Raw genomic sequence first — 14,983 nt, 5'->3', positions numbered from 1 at the left:
ATAAGCAGCTCAAATATGGATGAACACTCCCTTATTGAAACATATCGGGGGTAATCAAGACTGCTGTACCTTTTGTTCCATTCCGTTCGATCTGTTTACCTGCATAGCTGATACAGACCGGACCACTACTGCTGGGTAGGATTTCGGCTTTCTTAAGCTTACCGTTTTCCCATTGTATATTCACCGTACGATTTCCTCTTGCTTTAAGTCCGGTTACGCTTCCCTGATCCATGTTGTGACTTAGAGCGGGTAGCAGCTCGATGAGGTAATTGTTGTTTTTGTCCCTGACCTGACTTTGCAGCAGCATTTCGGCAATCGCTGCGGTCGCGCCAAAGTTCCCGTCAATCTGGAAGGGTGGGTGATTATCGAACAGATTGGGCAGTGTCTTATCACTGATCAGGTTATACAATAAGCGGTAGGCATGTTCTCCGTCATGCAATCTATTCCACATATTGATTTTCCAGGCCAGACTCCAACCTGTACCATGATCGCCCCGACTTAATAGTGTCTTTTTTGCAGCTTCGGCTAGTTCGGGCGTATTAACGATTGAAATCTGGTTGCTCGGATGCAAACCAAATAAATGTGACGTATGCCTGTGATTTACCTCAGTCTCTTTATAATCTTCGATCCATTCCATAATGCGGCCTGTTTCTTTGCTGATTTGTGTTGGAATAAGTTTGGTTAAGGCAGCTTGACAGCGTTGTCTGAAATCAGGATCGCAATCTAAGAGCTTTGTGGCTTCAACACAATTTTGCAGGAGGTCGCGGATAATCTGTGTATCCATGGTGGCACCGTAGGTAAAACTGGAAACTTCACCCGATGGTAGGATAAAACTATTCTCAGGGGAATGTGAAGGGTTGGTGGTCCAATAACCGGCAAATGATTTACCTTGGGGGATTTTGACCATAAAATCCAAAATAAATTCAGCCGCTCCTTTCATAATAGGATAAGCCTGGACTTTTAAAAATTCTCGGTCGCCAGTATAGTTATAATGTTCCCAGGGGTGCTGCGCCATCCAGGCCGATCCCATGGGCCAAATGCCCTGTACGCCATCGGCTGGAGCTGTGTAGCCCCAGGCATCGGTGAGATGATGTACCACCCAGCCTTTGGCTCCATAGAGCTTGCTTGCGGTACGCTCACCAAAAGGGATTAATGCCTTGGTCAGGTCAAATAGGGGCTTATGCAATTCAGAAAGATTGGTTACCTCGGCAGGCCAATAGTTCATTTGCAAATTAATATTGGTATGAAAATCAGCATTCCAAGGTGGATCCATCTGCCAAGCCCATAAGCCCTGCAAATTTGCCGGCATATGTCCTGGACGGGAGCTGCTGATTAAAAGGTAACGACCAAACTGAAAGAATTTGTTGACTAAGGTATTAGGTACCTTTTGCAATTCTTTTGTCAACCGAATGAGTGAATCGGTGGGTAGTTTTGCGAGTTTATCTTGTTCTGGATCTGGAAGATTCAACTTGACGCGATTAAAATACTGTTGGTAATCTTCTATATGAGCCTGTTTTAACTGTTGATAATGCTGTTTGTTCAGGCTACTGATTACCTTGCGGCAGCTTGCAAGTGGATCAATATCCACCGGGGTTTGTGGATAGGCGATATGCTTCAATCCGGGATAATCCGTAGCAGCGGTGACGATGATGGTAATCTCATCTGCTCCGGTAATCGCTATGCGGCCGTCGGCATTGATAAGTTTACCGCCTTTAAGGATTACTTTTGCAATTGCGGCAAACTTTGTTCCGCGCTCATTGGCGTGAGCAGATTGGCCAATCTGCCCCTGAAGTAGCAATTGTGTGGGATCTGTCGGATCAGCCGTGCAACTGAAATCCTGGGCTCTTTTCCAGGTGAAGTTTAGATCGAGTGCCTGTTTCTTGTTTGCTGTATAATGGATGACCATCGCGTTGGCAGGAGCTGAAATGAATGACTCGCGAAAGAACTTGACACCATTATACACGTAGCTTGTTTGTTGCAATGCACGCTCAAGATCAAGCGAGCGCGCATACTGTTCAGCTTTAAGATGGGGCATATCAAACCATAGTTCGCCAAGCGACTGATAGGGTTTGATGTTTTTGGGTAAGCCCATCAAAGTTGTGTCTGCAAGGTCGATTGCTTCTTTATTTTTACCTTCAAAAAGAAGTTGTTGTATGCGAGGTAGATACATTTTCCCCTTGGGATTATTGGGATCCTGCGGATGACCGGCCCAAAGCGTACTTTCGTTCAGTTGGACGCGTTCATCGGCGACACCACCAAAAACCATAGCACCGAGCTGACCGTTACCTAGCGGTAGAGCTTCCTCCCAAACTCCTGCGGGGCGTGCATAGGATAACGTTAAAGGGCCTGCGGAGAGACTTGCAGCCGATTGAATCTGTGTGCGGTCTGTCCAGAATTGCGTGATCTTATGTTGCCGCTGACTAGCTGGGGCATCTATTATTTTAGTAGACTGCTGTGCCTTAATTGTTGTGTTGCCCATCAGTAGCAGTGCGCAGTATAGGAGCGTTTTTATTTTCATCTTTTAGTTTCTTTTTGGTTGTTTTACGGGGACTGAGGTTTTGGTTTTTAGGTATTTGCTTGCCTGTCCGGTTAACCAAAGATAATGATCATTTGGAAGATTATCTTCAATACCGACAAATGAACCTGTTCCATTAAGTGGGACATCTTTTTGATGCAGTGTCTTGAATATGGCGGTACCTTCATCGACTTCATCAAACATGGCGATGTAGAGCATTTGGGCACCAATTGAAAGGTTATACTGTAATTGTTTCCATAAGAAATTTCCGGAATCACGTGGGACGAACGCACGTGAACTCCCAGTCATGTTAGTCCAGGAGAATCCCGGGAAGCAAAGTGGAGCATAATCGATTTGATGTTGTTTGCACCAGTCCATATCATCTTTGATCAGGGATTTGAACTGATCGAATCCGGCCTGATTATATCGACCAACAAACCAAGGCATAATGATATCTGATTTTTTGATGAGTTCATGCAAAAATGGATCGGATTCAGTATCCTGGCGTAATTCACGCCAATAAGTCGGTACGCCAAGAAGGACGCTATAGCCGTTTTGTTTGAGGTAATTGACAATACGTTCGGCTGTTTTGAGATTATATTTGCGACCGTCGTTAAATCCGATACCCCAAACGGCAATCAGTGGTTTGCCATGATGAAAAAGATAGGTTTTGGCGCGATCCCGCTTTTTGAGGTTCCATTCTTTTTCAAGGGCGGCTACATCGTCCATTAAGATTTTGTCGTCGTCCTCTTTAATGCCACTAAGGTCGTACATCACGCAGATTGCGCGGTCAAATTCATTGGCTGAACGAATAGCCGAAGTCAGGACCGTATTGAAGTGGTTGCGACCACTGGGGTTAGCGATCTCACCCACGAATCGTTGCATAAATACGCCATCGATTCCGTATTGTTGCATCCATTTAAAATGAAGGTTGACGGAAGAATAGTCATGTGCGCTATAGAGTTTAGCGGGCTTTCCATCTTTTGTCATAAAAGGACTGTCATAGGTTATTTGATAGGCGCTGACGTCTGGCCAAAAATCGATATTTGTAGAACCAGGTTGGAATCCGTTTTTTCCACGGTAATGGTACCATCCGCGGTCTGCACCATCCGTAGGACTATTAAACCAGCCTTGGTAGCCGGCCATAACAAGGCCGCTATACGAGTCGTATTGTTTTTGTGCGAATAGTAAGCCTACCGAAAAAAGTAGACAGATGCCAAGAAGATGGAATTTGAGCGTTTTAGCTATCATATCGATTTATAATTAAGTTATCATGCTAAATATCGATTAACCCAATTAATAGTCCATTAATAAAGTATTAATGGAACATATAAGTATTTGTTTTTAATATAACAACAGCGTTCCAGCTTGGATGCAGCCGGTTGCATTGTTTTTTATACTAAAAAAGTGACAAAGTGAATTTCGATAAATAAAAGTCAATCGATTGCGTTATTTGCGCAATCGATTTCGTGACACCGTTGTTTTGTTCCCATAAAATATCCCTCTAATTTAATGGGCTGAACCAGTCAATCTAATACTAAACTGACAGACTCAATTTTACTAACTATTTAATTATGATTTCAAAATTTACAAGTAACCAAAAGGTAAGCCTGCTTGCTATTGCTCTTCTTGTTGCGTCTTCGCAAAGTTTGTGGGCCGCAGAAATGCCGATTGCATTTAAACATACAGCAAACGAGGCCACGCAGAACCAAGTTACCGGGAAAGTAACCGCAGAAGATGGTCCTCTTGCGGCTGCGACTGTTTCGGTCAAAGGGACATCGGTATCGACATCTACAGATGCAAAGGGAACATTTGCAATTCGAGCTAAAGCGGGAGATATTTTGCTTGTTAGTAGCGTTGGCTACAAAACCAAAGAAGTTACAGTTACAGGAACGACCCTATCAATTCAGCTGGAAAGTAATAATGAGGCTTTGGAGGAAGTGGTCGTTGTGGGATTTGCTAAACAAAAGAAGGTAAATTTAACCGGCGCGGTACAAGCGATCACGTCAAAAGATCTACAGGATCGTCCGGTTACCAATGTATCTTCTGCGATCCAGGGTAAATTTTCGGGTGTAACGATTACCCAAAATTCAGGACAGCCTGGTAAAGACAACGGTACGATCCGTATTCGTGGGCTGGGTACCATCAATAATGCGAATCCGCTTGTTATTGTCGATGGAATAGAAAGCTCGATGAATAATATCAACCCCAACGATATTGAAAGTGTTTCGGTATTGAAAGACGGACCTAGTGCAGCAATTTATGGCTCTAAGGCTGCAAACGGGGTTATCTTGATTACGACCAAAAAGGGCGGTAGTGGCAAGCCGCAATTGAATTATACAGGCTATGCCGGTATTCAGGATCCAACACGTCTACCGGAGTATATGAACTCTTATGACCATGCTGTTATCTTAAATGAGGCCCTTAAAAATGAAGGGAAGACACAGCGTTTTTCCCAGCAGGATCTTGAACTTTTCAAAAATGGATCTGATCCGGACGGTCATCCCAATACGGATTGGTTAGGACTGCTCTATAAGGGATCGGGCTTTCAACAATCACATAATTTGCAGGTCACAGGTGGAACAGAAGATGTGCAATATATGGCTTCGGGAGGCTACTTAGGACAAAAAGGCGTTATCAAGGTAGCGAGCTCTGACCGTTATAATTTACGCACAAATGTTGGTGCAAAAGTATCTTCAAGACTTCGATTTGATTTAGGACTGGCATATAATTACCAACGCATCACCGAACCCGTAAACCCTTATACCGGTGATATGGCGCAGATCTTTAGACAGGTAAACCGTATTCCTAGTTTTATTCCTTATAAATACAGTAATGGTGTATATGGCCGTGGTAGCGATGGTAACCCAATTGCTTGGATGGATCTCGAAGCCAAGGATAATATGACCTATAAACATACTCAGGTCAATTTCTCCGGTGAATTTCAGATTATGGATGGACTGAAGATCAAACAGGTTGTAGGCTTTCAACCGATTGACAATATGTCTTCCAAATTTGTCAAAGACATCCAATACTATGCGCCAAATGGTGATTTGGGACCTAAGCAAGGGGTGAATAATTTGACTGTTTATAACTTCCAATCCGAACGATTGACTTTTCAAACCTTGATGACCTATGACAAAAAGATTGGTAACCATCAGATCAATGTTTTAGGCGGTTTTATGGATGAAACATTCCGTGCGGATTACTCCAGTGCTTATGCACAAGGTTTCTTAAATAATGATTTTTCGGAACTGAATTTGGGTAGCAAAGACGGAATGAAAGTCGATGGAGGGGCCAAAAAACTAATATTACGCTCTTTCTTCGGTCGTATCAATTATGCATTTGCGGATAAGTACCTATTGGAAGCCAATGTGAGACGTGATGGAACATCGCGATTCTTGGGAAGCAATCGTTGGAGTACATTCCCGTCGTTCTCAGCCGGCTGGCGTATTTCTCAGGAAGATTTCTTTAAAGAATCTTCTTTGTCCGATGTAATCTCAGAATTGAAATTAAGAGGCGGTTGGGGTAAACTAGGAAACCAACAATTAGCGGCAACATCAGACAACTCATATCCTTCTTCCGACGCTTATTATCCAGGCTTATTTACTATTTCTCCTGGTTATAACTATTCTTTTGGTGGTGAGATTAGTTCCGGTGGGGCCATCGTAGAATCGGCAAACCCAATATTAAAATGGGAGTCAACGACAAGTACCAACATTGGTTTGGACCTGAACTTTAAAAATAATCTGGGCTTTGTATTTGAATACTTTGACCGTAAAACTGATGGGGTGTTGTTAAAACTGCCTGTATCGAACTTATATGGTCTTCCAGCGCCTTACCAAAATGCAGGGAAAGTGCAAAATAATGGGGTAGAGCTACAAGTAAACTATCAAAATAGTATCGGAGATTTCAAATATAGCATTGCCGCAAACGGTTCTTATATCAACAACCAGATTAAAAAATGGGCTAGTGACGAACCTCAGGTCAATGGAACTTTCTATATCTATGAGCAGGGACGACCAATCCGTTCGTTTTATGGCTACGAAACTGCTGGAATCTATCGTTCGGACGAAGAATATAAAAACAGTGGCATTCAAGGTGTGAACGGAACTGTAGGTGCTGGTGATATTATCTATAAAGATCAGAATGGCGATAAAAAAATCGATGGAAATGACCGTGTATATCTAGGTTCGCCTGATCCAAAATTTATCTTTGGTCTGACCTCCAATATGAGTTATAAAAACTTTGATCTGAGCCTATTCTTCCAAGGTGCGGCTAAAGTACAGGGCTATCTTTGGGGTGAAGCCATTGGCGGGATCTCGGGATCGGATAAACCGACAACCATTTTTGCAGATCGTTTCAATGCAGAGACCAATCCAAACGGATCTATGCCGAGGGCGTTGACCAGTTGGTCACAAAATAGCCCTTCAGGCACACCTTCCGATTTCTGGATCCAGAATGCAAGTTATGTCCGCTTGAAGAATATCACCTTCGGTTATACCTTACCAAAAACGTTTACGGATAGAATCGGTATTAAGGGGGCTAAAGTATACTATAGTGGACAAAATCTCTTGACTTTTACCGGATTTGCTAAAGGATTTGATCCGGAGGCGCCAGCGGATTCTAGAGGTAATTACTACCCACAGGTGAAAACAAATGTGTTTGGTCTTAACGTAAACTTTTAATTGAAAATCATGAAACTTAGAAATATAACGATTGCATTGAGCGTAGCCACCTTACTGTTCTCTTGTCAAAAACTCGATCAGGAACCGTTGGATGCATATAATGCCGATAATTTTTGGAAAACGGAAGCTGAAACCGATTTTGCTGTAACAGGTTTGTACAGTGGTACAAGGGGAAGTGACGGTAAGCTGGCCGAAGGATCTGCTTGGGAAGACGGTACCCAGATCTTTTACATGGACTGTACGTCGGATAACTCCAATAGTGATTTCCCTTGGGAAGGATTCCAGGCTTTAGGAAATGGCACGGCAACACCGACAAACGCTGGAAATGCAGAGGCACGCTATACGTACGAGCATATCCGTCGAGCCAATTACATCCTTGAAAATATTGAAAAATCGCCGGTTAATGCTGAAAAGAAGAAGCGGCTGACCGCCGAGGTACGCGTTATACGAGCATACAAGTATTTTGATATGGCAACCTTATTTGGGGGAGTACCTATCATTACGAAAACTTTGACGACAGAAAATTCGTTTGTGCCTGCAAATACGCAAAAGGAAGTATTGGAATTTGTGGAAAAAGAATTGAAAGAAGCTGCTGCAGATTTGTCGTTTGCTAAGGGGGGCGGCCGTATGTCCAAAGGTGGTGCCCTTGGTTTATTGGCACGCTGTTATGCTTTTGAAAAGAAATACCAGGATGTCATCAATACAACACAGGAGATCATTTCTTCGGCTAATTATAAATTATTCGATGATTATGCGACCTTATTTGAAGAGGCAAATGAAAATAACAGTGAGGTCATGATGAATATCGAATATTTGGTAAATATTCAAGGATATACTTCACTTGGTATTATGCTGCCCAATTCAATGGGAGGATGGGGTTCTATTGTACCAACACAGAGTCTGGTAGATGCTTACGAAACTGCCGATGGGCAGACTATTGGTGAGTCAAAATCTTATGACCCTGCCAGTCCATATGAAAAAAGAGATTCACGCCTGGGCGCAACAATTGTTTACCCAGGAGCACTGTACAACGGTAAATATTTCGATCCATTAAATCCGAAATCGGAAGATTATCCATCTGGTCCAGATAATGCATCTAGCACAGCTTACAACTATAAAAAATATATCCAAAATCCGGGCAGTTATGCGAACATTTGGAACGTAGGTACCAACATTATTGTGATGCGTTATGCCGAAATGCTTTTGTTAAATGCGGAAGCAAAGATTGAATTGGGGATTATCGATAATACCGTATATGATAATATCGATCTGGTTCGCCAGCGCGCTAAGATGCCAAAAGTAGACAAATCCGTATACAGTGGCCAGAGCAAACTGCGTGAATTGGTACGTCGTGAGCTGCGTGTAGAATTCGCCGGAGAAGGACGTCGTCGCTTTGATATCATTCGTTGGGGAATAGCCAAAGACGTAATGAACGGTCCTGTAAATGGCGCGCTATCCAAAGGTACGGTGGATCCTAAAACAGGCAAGGTTACTTATACTTCGTTAACTGATCGTTTTTTCTCTGAAAATAGATCGTTCAAAGCTGGAAAAAATGAATTGTGGCCAATTCCACAAGCTGTCATCGACAATAGTAAAGGAACGTTGAAGCAAAATGTAGGGTATTAATTTTCTCCTGCTATATTTTTTACGAAGCAAGCAAGCAAGCAAGCAAGCAAGCAAGCAAGCAAGCAAGCAAGCAAGCAAGCAAGCAAGCAAGCAAGCAAGCAAGCAAGCAAGCAAGCAAGCAAGCAAGCAAGCAAGCAAGGCGGTTAAGTGATATACTCACTTAACCGCCTTTTTATTGTCATATTATATTTCTAATTTTTTTGTGTAATTTTTTATGGAAAAAGAAAAAATGATCATCTTATATTAAAATATATCCTACTTTAGCGTGATACGCAGTAGATAGATCAATTATAAATTATATAAACTAAGATAAATGAGAAGTGTTCTATGCGCACTTGCGGTAACGATTATCCTAATCTTATCGTTTAATAAACTCGTTTATGATGATATGCCCGTAGCCAACGCTACGATAGTATTAACCGAAGTAAATCGTCATAAACAAGACGTCAAAAGTATCTTAATGACCGATAGTAATTTTTCGGATTTAAGTTTTTTTGATACTATGCTAAAAAACAATAGAATCCTGATGTTGGGCGAAATGATGCACAATGATGGCGAAACTTTTAAAGCGAAAGCCAGGATCATCCGTTATCTCCACGAACATCTGGATTATGATGTTGTTTTATATGAGGCAGGGCAGTATGATATGTGGATGATGAATGCACAGATGGATACCCTGATGGATAAGTCGCAGGAAAAAACGATCGGCGGTACTGGACTATTTGACTTCTGGTGGCAAAATCAGGAAAATCAGCCCCTCTTAACGTATTATAAAAAAACAAAATCAACAGAGCGTCCAATGATCCTCGGCGGATTTGATATCCAATTTTCAGGCAGGGGCTTATCAAATATACGCGTAAAATTATTGGAAGATTTCCTGCTTAAAAACGGGATAGATTCAACCAAATATCCGTTATTGAAAAAAAATAGCAACAGGCTGGAGTATCTAACTTATGAACCTTTTGCCAGTAAACGGCTCAATGCGAACGAAAAAAAACAGCTCCTGGCAGAACTGGATGAGTTGAACCGTAGGATCCGCAGCGGGATAAAAGACTCGGAGCATCTGATCTATAGCCGATATCTGTCTGATATGAAAAACAACTTTGACAAATCTTGGCGCTATAAAACTGGGTCGATGCAGAGCATGCATTTTAGAGATTCACTGATGGCGGAAAATCTAACCTATCAGATCGATTCGCTTTACGCCGGCAAAAAGATTATCGTCTGGTGTGCCAATATCCATAGCTTTTCTGCGCCATACAATAAAGATTATCGGCCCCTCGGGACTTATCTAAAACGTAAATACGGCACTCAAGCGTATAGTCTGGATTTTACTTCCTATGGACGATACGATAAAACTGGCCGTGTTGTCGATAGAGTGGGTAAGTTGGCCGTGGAAAATGTATTTCATGCCACTAAATCACCCTATTTCTTTTTGGATCTTCGTCAGTTGCCCAACAATAGCATGTTAAAACAGCGTTTTAGTTCAGTCATTAATCAGGGGATTGATGAAGAAAGAAAATGGCACGAGTTTATCGATGGCATTTTCTATATCGATATCAATAAAGATCCAATTTACCGCTAACAGCATGGAAAGTATCTTAACACAACAACTTAGCTTTAAAATAGGCGCAAAAACAATCTTGGATAATATTAGCCTACAAGTCCCAGACAGGAGTATTTATGGATATCTCGGCCGAAATGGGGCGGGAAAATCCACAACAATCAAATTGCTTTTAGGTCTTTTGGAGGATCAGGCAGATACGATTTTTATTCAGGGAAATAGTCTAAAGGCTCATCCCACAGGTGTTTATGCCAATGTTGGAAACTTGATTGAGGCCCCATGCTATTATACGAAATTGACCGTTTTTGAAAATTTAAAGTACTTGGATATCATCCACAAAAAAGGCAACAAACGCATTGATGAAGTATTGGAAATGGTAGATCTTCATCGGGAAAAGAAGAAAAAAGCCAGTGCCCTGTCCATGGGGATGAAACAGCGGCTGGGAATAGCGATGGCGATTTTTCATGATCCGCAATTGCTTATCCTGGACGAACCATTAAATGGTCTCGATCCACAGGGAATTGTCGAAATGCGCAATTTGTTTTGTCATCTCAACGAACAGGGAAAAACGATCTTTCTTTCGAGTCATATTTTGAGTGAGCTTGAAAAAATAGCGACACACATTGGTATCATTGAAGGTGGGAAAATGATTTTCCAGGGAACCAAACAGGAGTTGCTGGGACAGGTTGACCGAGAGGTGTACCTACGTACAGCCAGCCCGGAAGCAACGGCTTCGGTTTTGCGAAATAGCGGGTTTTCTGGTGTTAAAATCGATGGAGAAAGCGTTACCGTCACTATCGGCGATGATCTGCAATTTGGTCTTATGATCAAATCTTTGGTCGAAAAGCAGATTGATATTTATGGATTGGAATCCCGTAGTGCTGATCTTGAACAAATTTTTATAAATCTAATCGCTCGTGTAAATGGCTAATACATTCTATACCGCTTTCTTGTCGGAAAAGTACAAACTCCTACGCAATAGGGAGATTTTTGGGGTACTGATCGTCCCTATGGTGCTCGTTTTTGCGATTGCCGGTTATATTATTTATGATGTTATAGATTCAGGAGGGGCAGTGGCGGTTCCTAACCCTTGGAAACTTCTGCTTGGCCGATATGTTTTTCAGTTTTTTTACCTGCTCTATCCCATCCTTGTCGCTTTATTCGTCTATGCCTGTTGTGATGTCGAGTATAAGAATAACAATTATAAAATACTCTTTACCCTACCCATCAGTAAATCGAATATTTTCTTTTCCAAAGCCGTCTTTATCCTGCTGACCTTACTGTTTTCAATACTTTTTGCTTACGCTGCATTTCTGATTAGTGGTTATCTGCTCAGCCTGATTTACCCCGTACTGGGGTTTCAGAATTATGATTTTAGGGTCGTAATCTTTTATACGTTTTTGAAACTTTTTATTACGCTCTCGGCTATCGCTATGATTCAGCTTGCCCTAAGCCTATTGTTCAGAAGCTTTATCTACCCAATTGGAGTAGGCATGTTTATGTTGGTCTTTTCCGTGCTTGTCGCACAGAAAAGTTTTTCGGATTTTATCCCTTATACAGGTGCCTATAATGCGGTAATGAATATCTTATCTGAGAATGATTCCTTTGCACGGCTAGACTACAGCAACTTACTGATGCTCGTCATATTTCTATTGATCAGTTTTTACTTATTCAAGCGGAAAGGACAGTTTTAATTTGTATGCACACCTGATCGGCTATTTTTTGTCAAGTTCTTTTTTATAAGTACTTGGGGACTGGCCATATTTCTTTTTAAAGGCCGAAGCGAAATAGGATGCCGAGGAAAAACCGACACTGCTAAATATTTCGTTGATGTTTAGTCCTTCAGCCATAAGGCTTTTGGCTTTCTTTAATCTTCGCTCGATAATGTAATCATTGACGCTGCAGTCAAGCAACTGTTTGACTTTACGGTAGAGCTGCACGCGGGAGAGATGAAGCTCGTTGGCAATGCCGTCGACACTCAATCGCGGGTCTGATAATTTGGATTCGACAATCGCTGAGAAATTGTTCAGAAAACGTCTATCGTTATCATTGACCTGCTCAGCTTGAGCGCTATCAAACTGTTCCACATTGCTGCTGTATTTTTCTTTAAGCTGATGGCGTGACTGTAGGATGTTTGAAATCCGTGTCCGCAGTAATTCGGCATTGAAAGGTTTAGTAATGTAGTCATCGGCCATTAATTTACTTCCTTCGAGCATCGTATCTTCATTGGCGAGCGCACTCAGTAAGATGACAGGAATATGTGCGGTCTGATAAAATGCTTTGATGTCCTTTAGAATATCCAGACCGCTACCATCGGGAAGCATAATATCCGTAATGACTAGATCTGGAAAATGTGTTTTCAACATCCCATTGGCTTGTTGCACATCTTTTGCCAGGAAAAGATTGTAATCCCTTTCTAAGAGGGAGCGGAGATAATCTCTGATTTCATCATTATCTTCGACGACCATAATACTTTTTGATTTGTTGGATCGAAAAGAAAGATTGTTGTCTACCATCTTTCGTGTGGCGTCCAATAGGTCGTCTTGTTGAAACAGCGGTTTTTCTCCTTTGTCGAAATCGGCCAGTTCAGCAGGCTCGTAGTGACTATTTCCAATTGGCATACGTAGGGTGAATATCGACCCATGGCCGGGTTTGCTACTCACAGTGATTTGGCCATGATGCAGTTCGATGATCTGTTTGGTGTAGGAGAGGCCGATTCCAGAGCCATTACGACTACTGGCGCCCTGATAAAAAGGATCAAAAATATGCTCAATATCACTTGGGGCAATCCCCAGGCCATTATCCAATACACGTAGATAGAAATAGTCTTTGAAATTGTTTTCTTCCAATATAATTTCAATTCTGCCACTTGTCGCCGTATGTTTGATCGCGTTGGACAATAAATTGGATAATACCTGTTCCATGAGGTATTCGTCCATCCAAACCTCTTTCAAGCTTGTTTTGTTGACATAACTGACGGAGATCCTGTTTTTCTTAAATAAGGGTTTGAAACTACCTATTACCTGCTGAATAAATGGGTCAATGTAAACGATGGCCGCATGTAGCTTAATCTTCGATTTACTGATGCGATGGATATCAATGAGGTCGCTGACCAAACGTTGTAGTTTTTTTGCATTCCGTTTGATGCGCGACAATTGTTCTCTGACCTCTTCGCTAAGATCTTTTCGTAATTCAAGGTCCTCGATAGGCGCGATGATAAGGGTCAGCGGGGTTTTAAATTCATGCGAGATATTGGTGAAGAAATTATTTTTGATTTCTGCCGCTTGCTGAATTTGACTGTTCATTTCGACGATCTGTTTTTGTTGCGCAAGAATCTCGCTATTCTGGATTTCCAGATGTTTGTTCTTTTCCCAGTTGCTCCTGATCACGATAATAGAAATTCCCCCAAAGACAACAGCTAGCACCAAACTAACGACCAATACATTAAGAACGGACTTTTGGCTTTGGTAAATCTTATTCTGTTCCGTAATGAACTCCTGTCTTTTGTCAATATCGAGCTGCTGTTGTTTTATTTTATCCGACTGCAGGGCAAGCAACTCCGCGTTGGTTTTATCGATGACAGAGGTTGCGAGTATATTCTCGCGGCGATAGTTTTGGTGGTTGATGATAGCCAAGGCCGTTCGAATGGCTTCGGCCCCGCCAGTGGGATAGAGTATGGAAGCAAACATTTTGCCCTGTATGATCTGTTCAAGGCCATTTCCGGGACCAGGAAGAGCATCAACACCAATTATCTTAATGTCCTTTTTGATCTGGGCTTCGTCCAATGCTTTTTTTACCCCCATGGCCATCTGATCATTGAATGTAAAGATGATATCACTCTGGCTCATGACGTTTATATGCTTACGCATTTCCAGATAGGCATTATTTTTCTCCCAGCCGCCGTGAATGACGCCGCTCACCCGAACCGCTGTGGCATCTCCAATTTGCTGCATAAAGCCTTTTTCACGCTCTATTGAAGCCGAGGTGCCCGATAGCCCTGTGACTAATCCGACCGAACCCTTTCCTTGTAAAATCGTGCGGCTATATTGGCCGGCCAGTTTCCCGATGGCGAGATTGTCGGCGCCCACATAAGCATTGTATTGGCCGGAGGACGTCTTACGGTCTGTTACGATGACAGGTATATTGCGTTGGAATACAGAATCCACAATTGGCGTGAGTGGCTCGGCCTCATTTGGGGATACAATCAGAAGATCGATATCCTGTTTGACTAATTCGCGAATTTGATTGATCTGTACATTATTGTCGCCATGTGCGTCGCGATAAAGAAAGTCAATATCGGGATTGAAGGAAAGTTCCCTTTTCATTTCCTCGAGCATCGTTTGTCGCCATGCATCGTTTCCGATACACTGCGAAAAAGCGATGACCTGCTTTTTCTTCCGGACCATTGGTTGACATCCACAAAAAAGAAGCAAGGTCAATATGCCACTAAAAATGAAATATTTTCCCATGATTTTTTCCCCTTAAATATCCGAATATACATTATTTAGATTTTTTGGGGTAACAGTGGTCGTGTTAGTGTATATTTTACACTAAAATAGGAGCCTTCAAAAATGTATCATTTTCTAAATT

At 42.1% G+C, this 14,983-nt stretch carries 8 protein-coding genes; 5 read left to right on the top strand and 3 right to left on the bottom strand.

All coding sequences use genetic code 11. The annotated features are described in order from the left end of the window. Positions 1 to 31: 31 nt before the first annotated feature. Positions 32 to 2,518, bottom strand: coding sequence for a glycoside hydrolase N-terminal domain-containing protein (locus tag GVK91_RS13435; protein ID WP_159729323.1), 2,487 nt, complete (start codon positions 2,516 to 2,518; stop codon positions 32 to 34). Between the two features lie 3 nt (positions 2,519 to 2,521). After that, on the bottom strand, positions 2,522 to 3,766 hold the full coding sequence (locus tag GVK91_RS13430; RefSeq protein WP_159729321.1) for a glycoside hydrolase family 71/99-like protein: 1,245 nt from the start codon (positions 3,764 to 3,766) through the stop codon (positions 2,522 to 2,524). 323 nt (positions 3,767 to 4,089) lie between these two features. On the opposite strand from GVK91_RS13430, the gene GVK91_RS13425 reads away from it, so the two are divergent. From GVK91_RS13425 to GVK91_RS13405, 5 genes are all read left to right on the top strand, one after another. Continuing rightward, positions 4,090 to 7,203 carry a TonB-dependent receptor gene (locus tag GVK91_RS13425; RefSeq protein WP_159729319.1) on the top strand — a complete coding sequence of 1,038 codons (3,114 nt, stop codon included), beginning with the start codon at positions 4,090 to 4,092 and terminating at the stop codon, positions 7,201 to 7,203. A gap of 9 nt (positions 7,204 to 7,212) precedes the next feature. After that, entirely contained in the window at positions 7,213 to 8,829 is a 1,617-nt protein-coding gene (locus tag GVK91_RS13420) for a RagB/SusD family nutrient uptake outer membrane protein (protein ID WP_159729317.1), read from the top strand. Positions 8,830 to 9,142: 313 nt separating this feature from the next. After that, positions 9,143 to 10,414, top strand: a complete 1,272-nt coding sequence (locus GVK91_RS13415; RefSeq protein WP_159729315.1) for an erythromycin esterase family protein — start codon at positions 9,143 to 9,145, stop codon at positions 10,412 to 10,414. A gap of 4 nt (positions 10,415 to 10,418) precedes the next feature. Further along, complete coding sequence (locus GVK91_RS13410) at positions 10,419 to 11,324, top strand: ABC transporter ATP-binding protein (protein ID WP_159729313.1); 906 nt, start codon at positions 10,419 to 10,421, stop codon at positions 11,322 to 11,324. Beyond that, on the top strand, positions 11,317 to 12,087 hold the full coding sequence (locus GVK91_RS13405; protein WP_159729311.1) for an ABC transporter permease: 771 nt from the start codon (positions 11,317 to 11,319) through the stop codon (positions 12,085 to 12,087). Before GVK91_RS13410 ends, GVK91_RS13405 begins: the two co-directional genes overlap by 8 nt. A 21-nt stretch (positions 12,088 to 12,108) precedes the next feature. On the opposite strand, the gene GVK91_RS13400 is transcribed toward GVK91_RS13405, so the two are convergent. Further along, positions 12,109 to 14,862, bottom strand: coding sequence for a substrate-binding domain-containing protein (locus tag GVK91_RS13400; RefSeq protein WP_159729309.1), 2,754 nt, complete (start codon positions 14,860 to 14,862; stop codon positions 12,109 to 12,111). Between the last annotated feature and the right edge of the window lie 121 nt (positions 14,863 to 14,983).

It is taken from the genome of Sphingobacterium sp. 18053, from assembly GCF_902706145.1.
Classification (GTDB): Bacteria; Bacteroidota; Bacteroidia; order Sphingobacteriales; family Sphingobacteriaceae; genus Sphingobacterium; species Sphingobacterium paramultivorum.
This window is presented reverse-complemented; position numbering and strand designations above follow the sequence as displayed.